We start from the raw sequence: 19936 nt of genomic DNA on the forward strand, positions 1-19936 counted from the left end.
CCTAAAACGTCATATCGGCCCGCATCGACGCGGTGCCGACGTCGATATCAGGCGGTTAGCCACCCGATATCTCGGAACGAGACACTGTGTGGTGGACCTCGGCGCGAGATGACATCCAACCCCACGCTCAACACATGATAGAAACGCTGGGGCAAACGCCACAGGCGAGAAGACCTTGGACGACGACGTCCAGTGCCCAACAAGCGCTTGCGCCGCACCACACGACGCGATTGGGCACGAATGGCTTCCGGCGCCATCAGACAGATCTGCGTCAACCGCCCAGCGATACGTAACGCGTCGGGGTGCATCAACCCTGCCGGCAATAGGCACCCGACCAACAGACCGGCAAGCCACCATTGCGCACGATGGCGCGTGCGGACGCGACGCGGCGGCGTTGAGCTATGGTGCGTAGCGCTGGTCATGCTATCGACGAGCTCCGGCTCATGGTAGATTGCGCAGACATTCTGCTTTCCTTCGCGCGGGCAAGCCCATGAGTATAAAGGCTAAGCGTTTCCGAGCACAGTCCATCCACCATCTCATCGACGGTTCCGGCGAGCTGGGGTCGGTGGTACGTATGGCGAAACTGCTGCAACGGGCCCAACAGCACCTGCGTGCCGGGCTTCCTGTCGAAATCGCCGAACACGTCTACGTCGGGGGCTACCGGGAAGGTGCTCTGACCCTCATCACCGATGGTGCCGTATGGTTGACGTGGCTACGCTATGAACGCCAACGTCTCCTCACATTGCTGCGTCAACTCCCCGAATTTGAAGCCGTACTCGCGCTCAACTTCAAGGTCCGCCCCGTACACCCTCTCAAGGCACCCGCTTATCAGCCACGCGCGCTTTCAACCGAGGCTGCACAACATCTCAAGGCATGCGCCGATGACACTGCAGACCCCAAGCTGAAAAAAGCCCTGGCTCGCCTGGCTTCCCATGCCCCGAACGACGCCTAGCCAGCCGCGTCACCCTAATAAAAAACGCCGACCTATCAGTCGGCGTCAATAAAAGCTTGGTCTTACACCTAATCTTAAAAACGGCTAATCTTACAAACGGCGCGACTATCAAACCAATGCTGGCGCTGCGTACGAGATAGGCGCAGCTTGCGTCTCGTCTTCAAAGGTCACGATTTCCCAGGCATCCTGCTGAGCCATCAAGGCGCGACATAGCTTGTTGTTCAATCCATGGCCAGATTTAACGCCACGGAACTCACCGATAAGGCTATGTCCTAGCTGATACAGATCGCCAATAGCGTCGAGTACCTTATGCTTGACGAACTCATCTTCGTAGCGCAAACCACCCTCGTTCACGATACGGTAATCATCGACGACGATGGCATTATCCAGGCTTCCTCCGAGCGCCAGATTCTGAGCGCGCAGAAACTCGAGATCACGCATGAACCCGAAAGTACGTGCGCGGGAAACTTCCTTCACGAACGAAGTCGTCGAGAAGTCGACGCTTGCTGTCTGTTTCTGGTGCGCAAAGACCGGATGATCGAAGTCGATGGCAAACGCTACTTTAAAGCCGTTATGCGGCAAGAAGCGCGCTTCCTTGTCATCTTCTTCAACCACGAGCTCCCGTTTGATACGGATGAACTTCTTGGCCGCCCCTTGTTCAGCGATGCCCGCCGACTGAATCAAGAAGACGAACGGTCCGGCACTGCCATCCATGATGGGCACTTCCGGAGCACTGAGCTCGACGAAGACATTGTCGATCCCCAACCCAGCAAACGCCGACATCAGATGTTCCACCGTCGCCACCTTGACGCCGTCACGTGAAAGCGCAGTACAAAGCGTTGTGTCGGTGACGTATTCAGCGTTGGCGGCAATCTGCACCACTGGATCGAGATCGGTACGTACGAAGACGACGCCAGTATTGACCGGCGCGGGGCGCAACGTCAGGTAGACCTTTTCACCTGAGTGCAAACCGACACCAGTGGCACGGATGGTATTCTTTAATGTACGTTGTCTAATCATGGGCGTAAGCCAAGCTTGGAAATCGTTATGAAACGCTGTTCACTATAACACCGAACGAACGTTTCAACAAAAAAATGTCGCCTGGCCACGCCTGTGCGCCCAGCATGTCGTCCGATCAATCGGCCTGACGGCGCAAGAACGCCGGGATATCCAGGTAGTCGTCGAGCTCTTGCGACTTACGGCGCGACTCCTGCCGGGACTTAGCCGACTCATCCTGCTCCTTGGCAGCCTGCTGACGCATGACCGTTGGCTGCTGCAGCTTGCGATAATCGGGCGATTCGGCACTGCGTGCCGCCGCAACCGTCTCACGCTGCGGTGTGGCGACTGTCGCTTTTTCCTTGAGACCCTCGAGACCCGCGGCCACCACGGTGACGCGTAACTCGTCGGACAACTCCATATCGATGGAAGTCCCGACCACGATCGTCGCGTCCTGGGAAGCGAATTCCTGCACGGTAGCCCCGACATCGTTGAACTCGCCGATGGATAGGTCCGGCCCCGCCGTGATGTTGACCAGGATCCCGCGCGCGCCATGCAGGTCGATATCTTCCAGCAAGGGACTGCGGATGGCCTTTTCGGCAGCTTCACGTGCACGGTTCTCGCCAGTGGCCGCGCCGGTCCCCATCATCGCCATGCCCATCTCGGACATCACAGTGCGCACGTCGGCAAAGTCGACGTTGATGATGCCAGGACTAGTAATCAGCTCAGCGATCCCCTGAACCGCACCCAGCAGCACGTCGTTGGCGGCGCTGAATGCCGACAGCAGGCTGGCGTTCTTGCCGAGCACTGCGAGCAGCTTCTCGTTGGGGATAGTAATCAGCGAGTCGACATACTCGGACAGCGCCTCCATCCCCTCTTCGGCAGCCCGCATACGCTTGGGCCCCTCGAAGGGGAACGGGCGTGTCACCACCGCCACGGTCAGAATACCCAGTTCCTTGGCGACCTGTGCCACGATAGGCGCGCCGCCGGTACCGGTACCACCGCCCATGCCGGCCGTGATGAACACCATGTCGGCGCCTTGCAGCAGCTCGGCGATCCGTTCACGGTCTTCCGTCGCCGCTTGACGACCAACTTCGGGACTGGCTCCAGCCCCCAACCCTTTGGTGATGTCGCTGCCGAGCTGAAGAACGGTCTTGGCAGCGACGCGTTTGAGCGCCTGAGCGTCGGTATTGGCACAGATGAACTCGACGCCTTCGATGTTGCTTTCAACCATGTGGTTGACGGCATTGCCACCGCCACCACCGACGCCAATCACCTTGATAACCGCGCTGCTAGAAGGTGCGTTATCTACCAGTTCGAACATAAGCCCCGTCTCCTGTGACCGCTACTTGTGCGGCCCTCTCAGAAATTTCCTTTAAACCAGCTTTTGATCCTTTCCAACCCCGAGCGTTCCTGCCTTTGTCCACGTCGGGTATGAGCCTCTTCTCTACGGGGCTGAGCCGACACGACGGCATTACGTTTGGCATCATTCATACCGTAGAGTAGCAAACCCACTCCCGTCGAATAAATCGGGTTACGAACGACATCGGCGAGGCCGCGAACGTTTTGGGGATAAGCAATGCGCACGGGCATGTGAAAGATTTCTTCGGCTAGCTCGACGACACCCTCCATGCGCGACGTACCGCCGGTTAGAACCACCCCGGCCGCCACGAGGTCTTCGTAGCCGCTACGCCGCAATTCTTCGCGCACCAATGTAAACAATTCTTCATAGCGCGGTTCGACTACTTCAGCCAATGCCTGGCGAGACAAATCCCGTGCCGGCCTGTCTCCCACGCTGGGAACCTTGATCATTTCGTCGCTGCTTGCGAGCTGGGTAAGCGCGCAAGCGTATTTGACCTTGATATCTTCCGCGTATTGCGTTGGTGTGCGCAATGCCATGGCAATGTCGTTGGTCACCTGGTCACCCGCGATGGGAATCACCGCCGTATGGCGTATGGCCCCCTCGGTAAACACGGCGATATCGGTGGTACCGCCACCAATATCCACCATGCAAACGCCCAGCTCGCGTTCGTCCTCAGTCAATACCGCATGACTGGAGGCCAGCTGCTCCAGAATGATGTCATCGACTTCCAGACCGCAGCGCCGCACGCATTTTTCAATGTTCTGCACGGCATTCAATGCCGCCGTGACCAAGTGAACCCGCGCCTCGAGACGCACACCCGACATCCCCATGGGCTCACGGATACCTTCCTGGTTGTCGATGGCGAATTCTTGGGGCAACACATGAAGAATACGCTGTCCTTCGGAAATAGCACGTGCGCGTGCCGAGTCGATGACACGATCGATATCCGAGGGTGTTACTTCCCGCTCCTTGATAGCCACGACACCGTCGGAATTCATCGAGCTGATATGACTACCCGCCACGCCAACATACACCGAGTGAATATCGCAACCAGCCATCAACTCAGCTTCCTCGACGGCACGCTGAATCGACTGCACGGTCGACTCGATATTGATGACGACCCCTTTTTTCATACCGCGCGAGGGGTGCGAGCCAATACCTGCGATCTCGATGCTTCCATCATCGGAAGGCTGGCCGACGATAGCCACTACCTTGGACGTTCCGATATCCAGCCCGACCACCATGTTGGAAGCATTGGATTGTCCTACCATAGGTCGGGGTCACTCCTCGAACTGCACTGGGTTTGAAATTTATCGATCTATAAAAACGCGTTGGGGTAATTATAGTAACATGTGACTTTATATCACCACCCAACAAATGAAATCGGCCTCAGAATACGGTGATTTTTTCGAAAAGGGAAACCCCCATCGCCCGGATTTCGTGGCCTGGCGCCGAAAAAGGCAACTGCGCCGTTACTCTGTCGCATCTATTTCTGTCTGTCCATGCCAAGCGACGGAAACACCATTGGGATAACGTAAATCAATGTAGCGAATTTGCGACGCCTGCGTCCCCAACTGTCGTTGCCAGGCCGCAGTAAAACGCGCTAGACGAGATTCGAGATCGGCACGCCCCAGGATAACCCATACACTGTCATTAACCTGAAAACGCCAAGCGCCACGATCCTCCAATCGTAATTGCGTTACACGCAAGTCCAAGGTCTTCAGACGGCGTAGCAACGAGTCAAGGTACGCCAGCACTTCAGGCCCACTGCCCTCGGGGCCCGCCAGATCGGGCAAAGGTTCATCGAAGTCATCGACCGGACCCGGCGAGAAAGGCTCTCCATGCGTATTGAGCAGCTTGTCGTCGTTCCAGTGTGCAACTGGCGTTTGTTCGAACAGCTCGAAGCGTAGGGCATCCGGCCATTCTCGCGAAACTTTTACTTCCGACATCCAATCGATATCGCGCGCCTTGTCGCGCACCTGGTCGAGGTCGATGGATAACCAGGTCTCACCGCTGACCAAGGGGGCGAGATTGCGCTGCAAGTAGGCCGCCGAAACGTAGTGCAGATCACCAGCGATGGAGACTCGCTCGATAGGCCGGTCGAGCCAGAGCCACAATGTACGCCCGCCCGCGCCGAACAAAACGATCAACAAGATCAAGCCTAACAAGGCACCACGCAAACCGGCCTCCTTCATTCCCGCGTCACTCACCGATCGTGGTGTCGAGAATCCGCAACACCAGCGCATCGAAATCGCACCCGGCATGCGCCGCCGCTTGCGGCACCAGGCTATGATCGGTCATGCCCGGCACCGTGTTGACCTCGAGTAGCCAGAAGCGTCCCTGCGCATCGCGCATGACATCGACACGCCCCCAACCACTGCCGCCGATCACCTCGAACGCACGGCGGCACAGATCGCCCAGCGCCCGCTCATCGGCGGCCTCGAGACCACACGGCAATAGATAGCGCGTGGTGTCGGAATGATACTTGGCCTCGTAATCGTAAAAGCCACTAGGTACCTCGACGCGAATCGCCGGCAACACCTCGTCGCCAAGCAGCGACACGGTATATTCCTCGCCCTGCACGAAACGCTCGGCCATGATGGCGTTATCGAAGCGTGCCGCCTCGGCATGAGCAGCGATCAATTCCTCCCGCGTGTCGACGATGCTGATCCCGATGGTCGAACCTTCGTGCACTGGTTTGATGATCAACGGCAAGCCGAGAGTCTCGATGACCGCATCCCAATCCACTGTACCTTCCAGCATGACGCTTTCCGGCGTGGGCAGACCATGAGCACGCCAGAATTGCTTGGTGCGTTCCTTGTCCATGCCCAGCGCGGAGGCCAGCACACCGCTGCCCGTATAGGGAATATCCATTAGCTCCAGGGCACCCTGCAAAGAGCCGTCCTCACCGTCCCGGCCATGCATGGCGATGAAGACACATGCCGGCGCAAGCGCTTCTAATCCACTCACCCCTCCACCGGCGAAATCGAACCCGCGAGCGTCGACACCGCTGCGCTTGAGCGATGCCAGGATGGCGCGGCCACTGAGCAGCGACACCTCACGTTCGGCAGAACGGCCACCGTATACCACGACGACGCGTCCCGGATGCTGGCGTTGCGCGCCCTCGTTCGTCACGCTGTCATTCATAATTCCATTCCATCCAGATGTAACCGACAATCGGCCAGACGCAACGAGATCCCACCGATATCACCGGCACCCTGGGTGATCAGAATATCGTCGGGGCGCAGCACGCGTGACAACAGCGCCGGTAGCTCCTGCTTGCTTTCGACGAACAATGGATCGACCTGGCCACGCTGACGAATCGATCCGGCCAATGTCCGACCCTCCGCACCCGGAATGGAGGCTTCCCCGGCGCTGTAGACATCCAGCAGCAACAGTGTGTCCACGCCCGAGAGCACACGCACGAAATCCTCGTACAAATCTCGTGTACGCGAATAGCGATGCGGTTGGTACAGCATGACCAAGCGACGCTCGGGCCAGCCCGCGCGCACCGCATCGATGACCATTTCCACCTCACGCGGATGGTGGCCGTAATCGTCGACCAGCATGACCTCGCCTTCAGCAATCGGTGCCGGAAACTGCCCCTGCACTTGGAAACGCCGCCCCACGCCGGCAAAGTTTGCCAAGCCGCGTTGGATAGCTTCGTCGTCGACACCCGCGTCGCTGGCCACGGCGATCGCCGCCAGCGCATTGAGGGCATTATGGCGCCCCGGCATACCCAACTGGATCTCGAGCGGCGCCATGCCCGGCGGGCGCTCGGCGGTAAAATGCACCACGCCACCGCGCTGGACGAAATCGCACAACCGGTAATCGGCATCCTCGGCGAACCCGTAGGTGACGAACTGACGCTGGAGGCGCGGAATCAAACCACGCACGTTGTCATCGTCGAGGCACAGCACCGCCAGCCCGTAGAAAGGCAGATTATGCAAGAATTCCAGGAAGGTATCCTTTAGCCGTGTAAAGTCGCCCCCATAGGTCGCCATATGGTCGGCATCGATATTGGTGACGATCGAAACCATCGGTTGCAAGTGCAGGAACGAGGCATCCGACTCGTCGGCCTCAGCGACCAGGTAATCGCCCTCGCCCAAGCGCGCGTTGGCGCCGGCACTGGTCAGCTTGCCGCCGATCACGAAGGTGGGGTCAAGCCCGCCCTCACCGAGCAGCGTCGAGGTCAAGCTGGTGGTAGTCGTCTTGCCATGCGTTCCCGCGACGGCGATGCCATGGCGAAAACGCATCAACTCGGCAAGCATTTCCGCACGCCGAACGACGGGAATGCGATGCTCACGTGCCCAGCGAATCTCCGGATTCTCGGTATCGACTGCCGTGGAGACGACCAGGACATCGGTCCCCTGGGCATGCTCATCGACGTGCCCGATGCACACACGAATGCCGCAATCGCGCAGATGCCGCGTGACCGGTGACTCACGCAGGTCGCTGCCGCTGACCGTATAGCCCTGATTGGCCAGCACTTCTGCGATCCCGCACATGCCGGCGCCGCCAATGCCCACGAAATGGATATTGTGAATACGGCGCATGCCCAATCCGGTGCGGTTGGGGCGGGTTGGGCCGGAAACGTTATTCGCTGTCAATATTTGCCTCCATGCACCCTGCCACCAGGCGCTCGACCGCCTCCAAGCGCGCCTCGGAGCGTGCCGCAATCGCCATGGTAGCCAAGGTCTCGGGTTCGAGAAGTGCCGCCAACGTCTCGGCGAGACCCGCCGCCGACAGTTGATCCTGCGGCATCAAACGCGCGGCACCGGCATCGACCAACTGTCGCGCATTGAGTGTCTGATGATCATCGACGGCATGCGGAAAAGGCACCAATACCGAAGGCTTGGCCGCTGCGGCTAGCTCGGCAACCGTCAAGGCGCCGGCACGGCAGACAATCAGGTCCGCCCAATCATAGGCTGCCGCCATATCGTCGATGAAAGCACTGACCTCGGCGCTGACGTCCACTGCAGCGTATTCCGATTGCGTCGTAGCTTCCTTGTCGCGCCCCGCTTGATGACGCACTTCGGGACGACGAGTCACCGGCAACTGTGCCACGGCCCGGGGCACATTGGTATTCAGTGCCTGCGCACCCAACGAGCCGCCCAATACCAGCAATCGCAAGGGGCGCGCGCGAAGCGTCTCGATATCGCGCGGTAACTCACCCAGCGTCGCAATGTCATCGCGAACGGGGTTTCCCACCACCTTCACCTGGCGTTCGCCGAACGCACCTGGAAAAGCGGCATAGACGCAATCCGCCAGACGCGCTAGATAGCGATTGGTCATCCCGGCCAAGGCGTTTTGTTCATGGATGATCAAGCGCCGCCGCATCAACCAGGCGGCCAGCCCACCGGGGCCGCTGGCGAAGCCGCCCAACCCGACCACCACTTGCGGGTCAAATGTGGCGATCACCTGGCGTGCCTGCCAGATAGCTTTGGTCAGACGCCATGGGGCCAACAACCACCCGGCAATCCCGTTGCCGCGCAAACCAGAGACCTGCACGCGGTGCAAGGTCATATTCGCCGCCGGTACCAATTGGTTTTCAATTCCCCGAGGGCTGCCCAACCATTCCACCACGACACCGCGCTCACGCAGCGCCTTGGCTAGCGACAGAGCAGGCACTACATGGCCGCCGGTTCCGCCCGCCATGATCAGAACACGGGACACTTGCTGATGAGGCACTAGCGCTCTCCTCGTTCTTGCTTCCTGGCTTGGCGTGCCGCCTGAGTGGCACGTGTCTTGGCCCGCATTTCGGCATCGACGCGCAGCAACAAGGCGACCATGACACAGCTGACTGCCAAGCTGGAGCCCCCATAGCTCAATAGCGGTAAAGTCAGCCCTTTGGTGGGCAACATGCCCGCGCTGACAGCAATATTGATGAATGCCTGCGCCCCGAACACCAGCGAGATGCCATAGCACAAGTAGGCGGAAAAGGCCCAGCCGCGCAATTCGGCCTTACGCCCGATGCGAAGCCCACGAAAGACAAGCAGCGCGAAAAGACAGACCACCCCCACGGCCCCAATCAGGCCCAGCTCTTCGGCCAGCACCGCAAACACGAAATCGGTATGCGCCTCGGGCAAATAAAACAGTTTCTGAATACTGTTACCCAATCCCAGGCCCAGCCAGTGCCCACGTCCGAAGGCGATCAATGCTTGCGTCAACTGATAGCCGCTGGAGTATTGTTCCGCCCAAGGGTTCGCGAAGCTGGTAATACGTTCCAGGCGATAGGGCTCGGCCACGGCCAGCAAACCACCAGCCGCCACGACCACGATCATGACAAGCCCAAAACGTCCCAACGGCGCGCCCGACATCAATAGCATGCCCATCATGCAACTGCCGAGCACCACAACGGCCCCGTAATCCGGCTCGAATAGCAACAGTGCGACGTACACCCCGAGCACCACGAATGGGCGCAAGAAGGCTCCCCAGTCACGGCGCACTTCGGGTAGGTAACGTTGCAAATAATCGGCGAAGTAAACGATCAGGCACAACTTGGCAACTTCCGAGGCCTGGATATTGGCAAAGCCCAGGGGGATCCATCGCTTGCTGCCATTGACTTCATGACCGATGAGCAGCACCACTATAAGCAGCACGATACCCAACAACAGAAAACCCGGCCCCCAGGAACGCCAGCGCTCGAGCGGTATACACAGCGCCACGAGCCCTAGCAAGATCGAGCAAAGCACGAACACGCCATGGCGAATACTGAAATAATAAGGATTGCTGGTGAGGCTGGTCGCGATCTCGGACGACGCCGACGTCACCATTATCCAGCCCACCACCAACAACGAGAATGTCGCCAGCAGCAACCACCCATCGGTGGCCTGCCCTTGGGTGGAAAGCCGTTTTTCCCAACGCGCTAGCATGTCATCGCTCCGCCCGGCATCAGCCACTGTCGAAAGGCGTCACCGCGCGCCATGTAATGGGGAAATTGGTCGAGGCTTGCGCACGCGGGCGATAGCATGACGGCATCACCGGCGCGCGCGATAGCCTGCGCCCGCCACATGGCCGCGTCGAGATCGTCGACACGGGTAACCGGGACGCGCCCGGACATGACATGCTCGAGACGCTGAGCATCGCGCCCGAAAACCACGGCTTCGCGCGCATAGCGCATCAGCGGCTCAATCAGTGGCGTAAAATCCGCGCCCTTGCCGTCGCCACCCGCCAGTAGAATCAGGCGTCCCACTAGCACCGGCCCAACGCCATCAATTGCCGCCAATGTCGCCCCCACATTGGTGCCCTTGGAATCATTGATCCAGCGCACGCCCTCACGCTCGACGACCAGTTCGCCACGGTGCGGCAAGCCAGGGAAACGCTCGAGTACACGACGCATCGCCATCAGCGGCAGCCCCAATTGAGTTCCCATCGCCAGAGCCGCCAGAGCATTGGCATGATTGTGTCGCCCTGGCATGCGCACACTACGCGTCGGCATCAATGGCGTATCGCCGTACATGAGCCAGGATTGCTCGGCGATACCCCAATCGTCACCAGAAGGAGCTTCAGTAGTAAACCGTGCCACGTCGCGCACATCAGTGTCAGGCCATGTGGTGGCATCGTCAGCATTGACGACAGCATGCCGCGCGCCGCGAAAAACGCGCTGCTTCGCCGCCCGATAGCCATGCATGTCGCCGTGGCGATCCAGGTGATCCTCGCAAAGATTGAGAAACGCTGCCGTCTCGGCGCTCAGCCAAGCAGTAGTTTCCAACTGGAAGCTCGAGAGTTCGAGTACGAACAACTCGGCATTCGGTGCCTCGGCAAGCAAGTCGAGTGCCGGTGTGCCGAGGTTCCCCCCGACCGCAACGCGATGTCCTGCTTCCCGTGCCATCTCACCAAGCAACGTGGTCACTGTCGACTTGGCATTGGAGCCGGTAATGGCGGCTATCGGCGCACGACTCGCACGTACGAATAGCGCAATCTCGCCGACCACCTGCGGGCCTTCACCCTCGGCAATCGCGTACTCGACGAGCCCCGGCGTGCGCAAATCCACCCCCGGGCTGACCACGATTTCACGCGCCTCGCGCATATCCAGCGCTTGTAGCGGGCCGCACACGACATCGACGTCCGGATAGGTCGCGCGAAACGTCTCCAGATCTGCGGGCATCTCGCGCGTATCGGCGATCATGAACGGCACTCCCTGACGGGTCAGATGCCGCGCGATCGCTTGGCCGGAGACACCCAACCCAATGATCAGCGTATATTCAGGTGGCACCTTGGTCATGTCAGCGAATCTTCAACGTCGCCAGCCCCATCAAGACCAGCACGACCGTGATAATCCAGAAACGCACGATCACGCGCGGCTCTGGCCAGCCCTTGAGCTCGAAATGGTGATGCAAAGGGGCCATGCGAAAGATGCGCCGCCCCGTCAGCTTGTAGGACCCCACCTGCAGCATGACCGAGACCGTTTCCATCACGAAAACGCCGCCCATGATGAACAGCACTATTTCCTGGCGCACGATGACGGCGACCACCCCCAGCGCCGCGCCCAAGGCCAACGCCCCGACATCGCCCATGAACACTTGAGCGGGATAGGTGTTGAACCACAGGAAGCCCAGACCGGCACCCGCGATGGTGCCACAGAACACGGCCAACTCGCCGGCGCCCGGCACCAGGGGAATATGCAGATATTGCGCGAATATGGTATTGCCACTCGCATAGGCGAAGATCGCCAACCCCATGGCAACGAGCACCGTGGGCATGATCGCCAGGCCGTCCAGACCATCGGTGAGGTTGACCGCGTTGGAGCTGCCGACGATGACTAAATAGGTCAGCACGATGTAGAACAGACCCAGCGGCACCACGATGTCCTTGAACAACGGGACGATCAGGCTGATCTCGACGGGGCTGGCAGCCGTCAGATACAACACCACCGCCGCGCCGAGCCCGATGGCCGATTGCCAGAAGTACTTCCAACGTGCCGGCAAGCCACGCGGGTTCTTCTCGACGACCTTGCGATAATCGTCGACCCAGCCGATGGCACCGAAGCCTAACGTCACGGCCAGCACCAACCAAACGTAGTGGTTGGTCAGATCTCCCCAGAGCAGGGTGCTGATAGCGATGGCAATGAGGATCATCGCACCGCCCATGGTCGGCGTGCCGGCCTTGGAAAGATGCGATTGCGGTCCATCGTCGCGCACCGCTTGGCCGATCTGACGCTCGGCCAGGCGTTTGATGACTTGAGGCCCCAACCACAGGCACAGCATGAGCGCGGTCAGCGTTCCCAGGATCACGCGCAGCGTCAGGTAGTTGAAAACGTTGAAGGCGCTTTGGAAATTCGCCAATAAGTCAGCCAGGAAAAGCAGCATGAGTCGCGTTCACCTTGGTGCATCCGTGCGCAGCTCGGCAATCAAGCGCTCCATGCCGGCACTGCGCGACCCCTTGACCAGCACACTGGCCCCAGAGGGAAGATGGTCGTGGGCGTAACGCACGAGCGTCGCCCAATCATCGAAATGACACGCCGAATCGCCGAATGCCGCCACCACAGGGCGGGCATCGGCACCGAACGTGCCGAGAAAGTCGATCTTCAGTTCCCGCGCAGCGCGGCCCAAGTCAGCATGCAAGCGCTCGCTATCGCGTCCCAGCTCCCCCATGGCGCCCAGGAAGCACCAGCGGGGCGCGGGCATATCGGCCAACACCGCCAGAGCAGCATGGACCGCGCCAGGATTGGCATTGTAAGTATCATCCAGCAGGCGCGAGCCACGCAGTCCCGGCACACACGCCATACGGCCCGACATTGCCTCGCAGGCCTCGAGCCCGACGACGATATCTTCGCGCGAGACGCCAAGTGCCCACGCCGCCGCTGCACTGGCCAGCGCATTGAGCACATTGTAGCGCCCCATTAAAGCCAACTGGATCCGGCCCAATGGCTCGCCATCCACGGATAGCGTGAAAGCATAACGCCCGGCGTCGTCACAGGCCAGCGCCTGAGCACGTACTCGTGCCATGGTATCGAGCCCGAAATCGAGCACCTCGGTTTCACCGGCCAGTTCCCGCCACAGCGGATAAAACCGGTCGTCACGATTGAGCACGGCTGCGCCAGAGGCCGGCAACCCCTGAAGAATTTCCGCCTTGGCCTGGGCGATCTGACCGAGACCACCGAACTCACCGATGTGCGCACCCGTGACATTGGTAATCACCGCCACATCGGGACGCGCCAGCGCCGTTGTCCAGGCGATTTCCCCCACGTGATTGGCCCCCACCTCGATGACCGCGCGGCGATACGTTGGCGATAACGTCAGTAACGTCTGCGGCACGCCGATATCATTGTTGAGGTTACCCTGCGTGGCGAGGGTGGGCTGCGAACGGGACAGGATCGCCGCGAGGATTTCCTTGACCGTGGTCTTACCGCTGTTGCCGGTGACCGCCACCAGTTCACCCGACCAGGTACGTCGCCGAACGCGCCCCAGCATCCCCAGTGCCAAGCGCGTGTCAGCGACTTCGATCTGGGGCAAAGAGGTCGCCACGGGCCGCGATACGATCGCCCCCGCCGCGCCCTTGGCGCCCGCCTCTTCCAAGAAATCATGGCCATCGAAGCGCTCGCCGACCAAGGCCAGGAAGACGTCGCCCGGTGCGATTCGACGCGTATCGCTCACCACCTGCACCGCCTCGGCGTCTACCTTGGGGGGAGACACCCCCAACCAGTCGGCGATATCGCGTAGCGTCGTCGCGCTCATGCCTCATGCTCCCGACGTCGCTCGAGTGCGGCCTGCGCTACCTCGACATCGCTGAACGGATAACGTCGGCCGTCGATATCTTGATAGGTTTCGTGCCCTTTGCCAGCGATCAGCACGATGTCGTCCGCGCCGGCCTCCTGCAAGGTACGCTCGATCGCCTCGCCACGCCCCGCCACGCATTGCGTGCGGGCCTGGCCCGTACTCGATAGTCCCGCCACGACCTCGTCACGAATCGACGCCGCCGGCTCGCCACGCGGGTTGTCGTCGGTAATCACCATGCAGTCGGCCAGCGCCTCGGCGGATTGTGCCATCAGCGGGCGCTTGCCGCGATCGCGATCACCGCCGCACCCCAAAACGCACCATAGCTTGGCCCCCTCTTGGGCGGGCACATGCGCACGTAACGCATCGAGCGCGTTGTGAAGCGCCTCCGGCGTATGCGCGTAGTCGACCACTACCGTCGGCGCATTATCCGCGACCAGACGCTGCATCCGCCCCGGCACCGGCGCGAGCTGCGCCGCAGCATCGAACAGCGCGGCCATTTCGTTCCCCAGGCCATAGAGCGTCGCCATCGCCAAGAGCACGTTGTCGAGATTGAAACGCCCCAGCAGTGACAACTCCAATTCACGCTCACCCTCCGGCGTCGCGATCAAGGCACGCTGCCCGAGCGCATGCGGAAACCAGTCGATGACACGCAAGGTCGTGGCTTCATCGCCTCCCGTAGCGAGCACGCGTACGCCCTTGGGCAGGCCAGCCAACATCAATGGCGCCAGGCGATCATCGCCATTGACCACCGCCAGCGACAACTCACGATGCTTGAACAGGCGTGCCTTGGCCGCTGCGTATGCAGCCATGCTGCCGTGATAATCGAGATGATCGCGGCTGATATTGGTGAAAACCGCCGCGTGAAACCGGCACCCGACCACGCGACCTTGCTCGAGCGCATGCGACGAGACCTCCATGGCGACGCGCTCGATACCCTGCGCACTCAGACGCCCCAGCGACGCTTGAAGCGCCAGCGGACCCGGCGTGGTCAACGTGGCGTGCTCGAGCTGCCCCGGACGTCCAATGCCCAAGGTGCCGATTATCGCCGTCGGCGTACCCAGCGATTCCGACAGCGCGGCCATATAGTGGGTGACCGAACTCTTGCCATTGGTGCCGGTCACGCCAATCAGCTCCAGTCTTTCGGGGACATCGAACAGATAGCGCCCGAGTTCGCCGAGTTGCCCTAGCAGGCCTGGCACGCCAAGCACACGCGCGTCCTGTACGGGCGTCTCTTCCGGTATCATGTCCGCATCGCATAGCACCGCGTCCGCACCGGACGCCAGCGCCTGCCCGATAAAGGCGCGCCCATCGACATGCGCTCCCGCCACGGCCACGAACAGCACGCCGGGCCCCGCTTCACGACTGTCGAGCGTCACCACACAGGTGGATAGCGCAGGACGCCAGCTATCGAGCAGCGTGGGCGTGGCATGCGATGGCCAGAGCACTGCCAGAGCGTCGACCAAACGCTGCGTATCGATTTCCATCACTCGGAAGTCTCCTGTTTATCGGGGGGCACATCGAGAAGTCGCAACGCCTTGCCCACTACACGGCCAAAGACCGGCGCCGCCACCAGACCACCGTAATAATCGTCTCCCTTGGGATTGTCGATCATCACCACCGTTACGATGCGCGGGTCGGACACCGGCGCAATACCCGCAAACAGGCCGCGGTAGGCTTTTTGCTGATAGCCTCCGGCAGTCACCTTGCGAACCGTACCGGTCTTGCCCGCGATGCGGTACCCCTCCACCATCGCGCGCGCGCCACCGGCATCGGGCTGAACGATTTTCTCCAGCATGCCCAGTAACTCATGCGCGATCGTCGGCGACATGACCTGGTCACCGATAGGAGCCGAGGTGCGCTTCAACAACGAGGGATGCAGACGCCGCCCGTCATTGGCGATCGCCGTGTACGCACTGGCAAGCTGCAGTGGCGTCAGTGAAAGACCATAACCATACGCCATAGAAGCCTGGGCACTACGCGATAAGCCAGTCAAGGACGGCAGACTGCCGCTACCTTCGCCCGGAAAACCGGTTTCCGGGGGCTGCCCCAGCCCCAGCTTCTGGTATTGTTTCCAGATAGTGCCCTTGTCCAACTTCAAAGCGATATGGGACATCCCGATATTGGACGAATGCAGCAGAATCCCCCCGGGGGTCAGCTTACCGTAATTACGAAAGTCGCTGATCGTATACCCATCGATGACCATCCACCCAGGCGAGGTATCGATGACCGTATCGGGATCGATCTTGTCCGTCGCCAGCGCCGCCGACATCGCCAACGGCTTCATGACCGACCCGGGTTCGATGGCGTCGGTCACCGCCTGATTGCGCAAACCATTGATGTCGATCGAAGTGCGATTGTTGGGGTTATAGGACGGGAGGTTGGCCATCGCCAGGACTTCGCCGCTGCGCGCATCCATCATGACCAGAGAGCCACCGTCGGCATTATGATCGTCGACGGATTTCTGCAATTCACGGTACGCCATGTACTGCAAGCGCAGGTCGATCGATAGCGTCAGATCGCCTCCCGGCTTGGCATCCTTGAGCAAGTGTAGGTCGCGCACCAGGCGGCCCTTGCGATCCTTGAGCACACGACGCTTGCCAGGCTGGCCACTGAGATAGTCGTCGTAGGCCAGCTCCAGACCTTCCTGGCCATGGTCGTCGACATTGGTGACACCCACTAGCTGAGCGGCGACATCTCCCGAGGGGTAATAACGCTTGTACTCGTCCTTGGCGTAAACACCCGGTATATCGAGATTGCGGGCAGGCTTTGCCGCTTCAGGTGTCAGGCGCCGACGCAGATACATGAACTCATGCTCGGAATAACGTTCGATACGCGCTTCGAGCTTATCGGGCTTCATATTCAAGGCACGCGCAAGCGTCGCCAGTTGGACCGGGTCGGAAGGTAGTTCTTGGGGGTTGGCCCATAGCGTGACCACCGGCGTGGAGATCGCCAGCGGGTCGCCATTACGATCGGAGATCATTCCTCGGTGCGCATTGATGGGCTCGACACGCAGTGTGCGCGCATCCCCTTGGTTCTGCAGGAAGTCTCGGTCGATGACGTTGAGATAGGTAATGCGGCTGACCAGGGCGCCCAGACCGATGATGACGATGCCCAGCAAGAACAGGTAGCGCCCACGGCCCATTGGCCCGTTATTCGGCGAACGACGCCCCGTGGTGGATCGACGCTCGCGACTCATGGACGAATCACCTCGACGTCATCAACGTTTGGCACACGCATATTCAGGCGCTTAACGGCCATGTCCTCGACCCGCGCCGGCGCCGACCAGGTACTCTCCTCGAGAAGCAGCCGTCCCCAGGCGGTCTGCAAGCTATCACGTTCGCTTTCAAGCTCTTGAAAACGCGCATACTGCACACGCGTCATATGGGTACTGGCGATGGACGCCAACGAGCTGATCAGCATCACGCCAATCAGCACCAGCAAGATGACATGGCGCCAACGCAAGCGGCTGGCGAACGGCCAGCCTGACTTGAGCGCGGTGCTTCGTCCTTGTGCCGCCATCACAACCTCAGTCGAGTTTCCGAGCCACACGCATCACGGCACTGCGCGCGCGGGGATTGAGAGCCACCTCGCGCTCACCAGGACGGCTCGCCTTGCCGACCATGGACAGGCGGCGGTTCAACTGCGTATCTCGCACCGGAAAGTCGCGCGGCAAGTGTGTATCGCCACGCGCCTGGTCACGAATGAAGCGCTTGACCAGCCGATCCTCCAGGGAATGGAAGCTGATGACCACTAAACGCCCCCCCGGCGCCAGCGCCTCGAGTGCCGCGGAGAGCGCGGCCTCGAGCTGTTCGAGTTCGGCATTGATATGAATGCGAATCGCCTGGAAGACGCGGGTCGCGGGGTGCTTGCCTTTCTCCCAAGCGGGATGCGCAGCCTTGACGAGTTCCGCCAGGTCTTCGGTATGCGTGATCGGTCGCTCGGCGCGGCGCGCGATGATCGCTTTGGCAATACGGCGCGCGAAACGTTCCTCGCCATAACGCTTGAAGACATCGCTCATGTCGCGCTCGGGGACGCGGGCCAGCCAATCGGCGGCACTTTCTCCTTGCGTGGGGTCCATACGCATGTCGAGCGGGCCATCGCGCAAGAAACTGAAACCACGCGTAGAATCGTCAAGCTGTGGCGATGAAACGCCGACATCCAGCAACACGCCCCTTAGACGACCATGCAACGCATGATCGTGAGCGATGGTGTCCAGCTCGGCGAAGCGTCCATATTGAAGAGAGAAACGCGGGTCATCTAGCGTGGCGCCTTCAGCCAGTGCCGCCGGATCGCGATCGATGGCCAGCAGGCGTCCTTGTGGAGATAGCCGCTCGAGGATCGCGCGGGAATGCCCACCGCGACCGAAGGTCCCATCCAGATAACTGCCATCGGGATCGGTAATCAGTGCGTCAACCGCGCCGTCGAGCAACACACTCGCGTGTCGGTAATCAGCCGCCCGATCATCGGAAGCACTCGGCGTATCAGAAAGCGGGGCCTTCTCAGGATTGTCACGATGCTGCATGAATCACTCGGGCGTTGGGGCCTGCCGCCGCTGTATCGGGCCGCCCGACGGCAGACGTCGCGGCATGACGCGCACAGACCCGGAGATCTGAAATTCGAATGGGAGCCAGCCTATAAGCCGGGTTCTGTCGAGGACAGCCATTCCTCTAGGGGCCGCGTCACCACGACCCTCAAGCAACCTACCCGAACCCAGCGCGGGCCACGCCTTTGGGTTCCTATTTGGTCTTGCTCCGGGCGGGGTTTACCTTGCCACGCACTGTTACCAGGCGCGCGGTGCGCTCTTACCGCACCCTTTCACCCTTACCGGCGGGCCAAAAGCCCGCTTAGGCGGTCTACTCTCTGCTGCACTTTCCGTCGACTCACGCCGCCCAGGAGTTACCTGGCACCCTGCCCTGTGGAGCCCGGACTTTCCTCCCCCGCGCAATACGCGGCGGCGACCGTCCGGCCGACTCCCAAGCGCGCAAGGATAACAGCACCTCGCAGGCCCCTCAAGCGCCTAAACTCCGCAAGGACACATTATCACGCATCGCCGTCCTTGAGGGCTTGAGCGCATTGATACCAATATTTCTTGCGCCCCCCAAGCCGGCTGGACACAACCGTCGCCGCCGCCTTGACCCCAACACCTTCGGCAAGCATCGCTGCGAGCCATGCCTCACCCTCGGCAAGGAAGTGCGTTTCATCATCCCGCGGCTCGGCGCCCGCCATCATGATCACGAACTCACCGCGTGCCTGATCGGGGTCTTCGCTCATGCGCGCCAGCAATGTCTCGGCATCGGCATCGAGAAAGGTTTCGAACGTCTTGGTCAACTCACGCGCCAGAACCACTCGCCGCGAACCGAATAGCGCCGCGATATCCTGAAGAGTTGCCTGAATGCGATGCGGCGACTCGTAATAGACCAAGGTTTCTTCGCGCTCCAGCGCTGCCGTCAGGCGCTGACGTCGCGCACCTCCCTTGGCGGGTAGAAACCCTTCGAATAGAAAGCGATCCGTCGCCAGACCGGCCGCCGACAACGCTGCAATCAGCGCACAGGCACCGGGCACCGGGATGACCCGATGGCCACTAGCACGCAGCTCTCGCACCACCACGAAACCAGGATCGGAGATCAGCGGCGTGCCCGCATCGCTGATCAATGCAACATCCTGACCGGAGGCCAGTGCATCGCGCAGCGCCGCCACCCGCGATGCCTCATTGTGCTCATGCAGCGACACCAGCGGCTTGTCGATTCCCAGATGACGCAACAAGCGTGCGCTGTGCCGCGTATCCTCCGCAGCCACCCAGGACACCTCACCGAGCAGACGGGCCGCGCGAGGGCTCAGATCCTCGAGATTCCCAATCGGCGTGGCGACCACGTACAATGACCCTTCACATCCTTCGCTCATTCG

General features: G+C 60.7%; 18 protein-coding genes and 1 other RNA gene. 1 reads left to right on the forward strand and 18 read right to left on the reverse strand.

Annotated elements, in window-relative coordinates; genetic code table 11:
• Positions 1-47: 47 nt before the first annotated feature.
• Positions 48-422, reverse strand: a complete 375-nt coding sequence (locus OP496_RS04520) for a hypothetical protein (RefSeq protein WP_280562287.1) — start codon at positions 420-422, stop codon at positions 48-50.
• Between the two features lie 68 nt (positions 423-490).
• Here OP496_RS04520 and OP496_RS04525 point away from each other — a divergent pair, with 68 nt between their 5' ends.
• Positions 491-952 (forward strand): DciA family protein, encoded by a 462-nt coding sequence (locus tag OP496_RS04525; RefSeq protein ID WP_280562288.1) that lies wholly within the window; start codon positions 491-493, stop codon positions 950-952.
• Between the two features lie 108 nt (positions 953-1060).
• Here OP496_RS04525 and lpxC read toward each other — a convergent pair whose 3' ends face one another.
• The 17 genes from lpxC to rsmI all read right to left on the reverse strand — a co-directional run bounded on the left by lpxC (position 1061) and on the right by rsmI (position 19933).
• On the reverse strand, positions 1061-1972 hold the full coding sequence (lpxC, locus tag OP496_RS04530; RefSeq protein WP_280562289.1) for a UDP-3-O-acyl-N-acetylglucosamine deacetylase: 912 nt from the start codon (positions 1970-1972) through the stop codon (positions 1061-1063).
• Between the two features lie 115 nt (positions 1973-2087).
• Positions 2088-3272, reverse strand: coding sequence for a cell division protein FtsZ (gene ftsZ / locus OP496_RS04535; RefSeq protein ID WP_280562290.1), 1185 nt, complete (start codon positions 3270-3272; stop codon positions 2088-2090).
• Positions 3273-3310: 38 nt separating this feature from the next.
• Positions 3311-4582 carry a cell division protein FtsA gene (gene ftsA, locus OP496_RS04540; RefSeq protein WP_280562291.1) on the reverse strand — a complete coding sequence of 424 codons (1272 nt, stop codon included), beginning with the start codon at positions 4580-4582 and terminating at the stop codon, positions 3311-3313.
• 201 nt (positions 4583-4783) lie between these two features.
• Entirely contained in the window at positions 4784-5506 is a 723-nt protein-coding gene (locus tag OP496_RS04545; RefSeq protein ID WP_280562293.1) for a cell division protein FtsQ/DivIB, read from the reverse strand.
• 7 nt (positions 5507-5513) lie between these two features.
• A complete protein-coding gene (locus OP496_RS04550; RefSeq protein WP_280562294.1) occupies positions 5514-6458 on the reverse strand; it encodes a D-alanine--D-alanine ligase in 945 nt (314 codons plus the stop codon).
• A complete protein-coding gene (murC, locus tag OP496_RS04555; protein ID WP_280562388.1) occupies positions 6455-7867 on the reverse strand; it encodes a UDP-N-acetylmuramate--L-alanine ligase in 1413 nt (470 codons plus the stop codon). Before murC ends, OP496_RS04550 begins: the two co-directional genes overlap by 4 nt.
• 40 nt (positions 7868-7907) lie before the next feature.
• Positions 7908-8969, reverse strand: a complete 1062-nt coding sequence (gene murG / locus OP496_RS04560) for an undecaprenyldiphospho-muramoylpentapeptide beta-N-acetylglucosaminyltransferase (RefSeq protein WP_280562389.1) — start codon at positions 8967-8969, stop codon at positions 7908-7910.
• 32 nt (positions 8970-9001) lie between these two features.
• Positions 9002-10186: a putative lipid II flippase FtsW gene (ftsW, locus tag OP496_RS04565; protein WP_280562296.1), complete on the reverse strand. Its 1185-nt coding sequence runs from the start codon at positions 10184-10186 to the stop codon at positions 9002-9004.
• Complete coding sequence (gene murD, locus OP496_RS04570; RefSeq protein WP_280562297.1) at positions 10180-11538, reverse strand: UDP-N-acetylmuramoyl-L-alanine--D-glutamate ligase; 1359 nt, start codon at positions 11536-11538, stop codon at positions 10180-10182. The genes ftsW and murD overlap by 7 nt, the downstream gene beginning before the upstream one ends.
• Before the next feature lies 1 nt (position 11539).
• On the reverse strand, positions 11540-12622 hold the full coding sequence (mraY, locus tag OP496_RS04575; protein ID WP_280562299.1) for a phospho-N-acetylmuramoyl-pentapeptide-transferase: 1083 nt from the start codon (positions 12620-12622) through the stop codon (positions 11540-11542).
• A 9-nt stretch (positions 12623-12631) separates the two neighbouring features.
• Positions 12632-13990 carry a UDP-N-acetylmuramoyl-tripeptide--D-alanyl-D-alanine ligase gene (gene murF / locus OP496_RS04580; RefSeq protein WP_280562301.1) on the reverse strand — a complete coding sequence of 453 codons (1359 nt, stop codon included), beginning with the start codon at positions 13988-13990 and terminating at the stop codon, positions 12632-12634.
• Positions 13987-15516, reverse strand: a complete 1530-nt coding sequence (locus OP496_RS04585) for a UDP-N-acetylmuramoyl-L-alanyl-D-glutamate--2,6-diaminopimelate ligase (protein ID WP_280562303.1) — start codon at positions 15514-15516, stop codon at positions 13987-13989. Before OP496_RS04585 ends, murF begins: the two co-directional genes overlap by 4 nt.
• The gene (locus OP496_RS04590) at positions 15516-17228 is read right to left on the reverse strand and encodes a penicillin-binding protein 2 (RefSeq protein ID WP_280562305.1); all 1713 of its coding nucleotides are present in this window, start codon (positions 17226-17228) and stop codon (positions 15516-15518) included. The genes OP496_RS04585 and OP496_RS04590 overlap by 1 nt, the downstream gene beginning before the upstream one ends.
• Complete coding sequence (gene ftsL, locus OP496_RS04595; RefSeq protein WP_280562307.1) at positions 17225-17551, reverse strand: cell division protein FtsL; 327 nt, start codon at positions 17549-17551, stop codon at positions 17225-17227. The genes OP496_RS04590 and ftsL overlap by 4 nt, the downstream gene beginning before the upstream one ends.
• A 7-nt stretch (positions 17552-17558) precedes the next feature.
• Positions 17559-18554, reverse strand: coding sequence for a 16S rRNA (cytosine(1402)-N(4))-methyltransferase RsmH (rsmH, locus tag OP496_RS04600; protein WP_280562308.1), 996 nt, complete (start codon positions 18552-18554; stop codon positions 17559-17561).
• Between the two features lie 97 nt (positions 18555-18651).
• An RNA gene (gene rnpB, locus OP496_RS04605) (RNase P RNA component class A) lies at positions 18652-19006 on the reverse strand.
• Positions 19007-19072: 66 nt separating this feature from the next.
• Positions 19073-19933, reverse strand: coding sequence for a 16S rRNA (cytidine(1402)-2'-O)-methyltransferase (gene rsmI, locus OP496_RS04610; protein WP_280562309.1), 861 nt, complete (start codon positions 19931-19933; stop codon positions 19073-19075).
• Positions 19934-19936: the final 3 nt, after the last annotated feature.

The sequence above is a fragment of the Chromohalobacter sp. 48-RD10 genome, from assembly GCF_029889785.1.
GTDB lineage: Bacteria > Pseudomonadota > Gammaproteobacteria > Pseudomonadales > Halomonadaceae > Chromohalobacter.

Bases quoted from the DNA above. Each gene is read 5' to 3' on its own strand.
- OP496_RS04520 (WP_280562287.1), bottom strand. From the start codon at position 422: ATGACCAGCGCTACGCACCATAGCTCAACGCCGCCGCGTCGCGTCCGC.
- OP496_RS04525 (WP_280562288.1), top strand. From the start codon at position 491: ATGAGTATAAAGGCTAAGCGTTTCCGAGCACAGTCCATCCACCATCTC.
- lpxC (WP_280562289.1), bottom strand. From the start codon at position 1,972: ATGATTAGACAACGTACATTAAAGAATACCATCCGTGCCACTGGTGTC.
- ftsZ (WP_280562290.1), bottom strand. From the start codon at position 3,272: ATGTTCGAACTGGTAGATAACGCACCTTCTAGCAGCGCGGTTATCAAG.
- ftsA (WP_280562291.1), bottom strand. From the start codon at position 4,582: ATGGTAGGACAATCCAATGCTTCCAACATGGTGGTCGGGCTGGATATC.
- OP496_RS04545 (WP_280562293.1), bottom strand. From the start codon at position 5,506: ATGAAGGAGGCCGGTTTGCGTGGTGCCTTGTTAGGCTTGATCTTGTTG.
- OP496_RS04550 (WP_280562294.1), bottom strand. From the start codon at position 6,458: ATGAATGACAGCGTGACGAACGAGGGCGCGCAACGCCAGCATCCGGGA.
- murC (WP_280562388.1), bottom strand. From the start codon at position 7,867: ATGCGCCGTATTCACAATATCCATTTCGTGGGCATTGGCGGCGCCGGC.
- murG (WP_280562389.1), bottom strand. From the start codon at position 8,969: ATGGCGGGCGGAACCGGCGGCCATGTAGTGCCTGCTCTGTCGCTAGCC.
- ftsW (WP_280562296.1), bottom strand. From the start codon at position 10,186: ATGCTAGCGCGTTGGGAAAAACGGCTTTCCACCCAAGGGCAGGCCACC.
- murD (WP_280562297.1), bottom strand. From the start codon at position 11,538: ATGACCAAGGTGCCACCTGAATATACGCTGATCATTGGGTTGGGTGTC.
- mraY (WP_280562299.1), bottom strand. From the start codon at position 12,622: ATGCTGCTTTTCCTGGCTGACTTATTGGCGAATTTCCAAAGCGCCTTC.
- murF (WP_280562301.1), bottom strand. From the start codon at position 13,990: ATGAGCGCGACGACGCTACGCGATATCGCCGACTGGTTGGGGGTGTCT.
- OP496_RS04585 (WP_280562303.1), bottom strand. From the start codon at position 15,516: ATGGAAATCGATACGCAGCGTTTGGTCGACGCTCTGGCAGTGCTCTGG.
- OP496_RS04590 (WP_280562305.1), bottom strand. From the start codon at position 17,228: ATGAGTCGCGAGCGTCGATCCACCACGGGGCGTCGTTCGCCGAATAAC.
- ftsL (WP_280562307.1), bottom strand. From the start codon at position 17,551: ATGGCGGCACAAGGACGAAGCACCGCGCTCAAGTCAGGCTGGCCGTTC.
- rsmH (WP_280562308.1), bottom strand. From the start codon at position 18,554: ATGCAGCATCGTGACAATCCTGAGAAGGCCCCGCTTTCTGATACGCCG.
- rsmI (WP_280562309.1), bottom strand. From the start codon at position 19,933: ATGAGCGAAGGATGTGAAGGGTCATTGTACGTGGTCGCCACGCCGATT.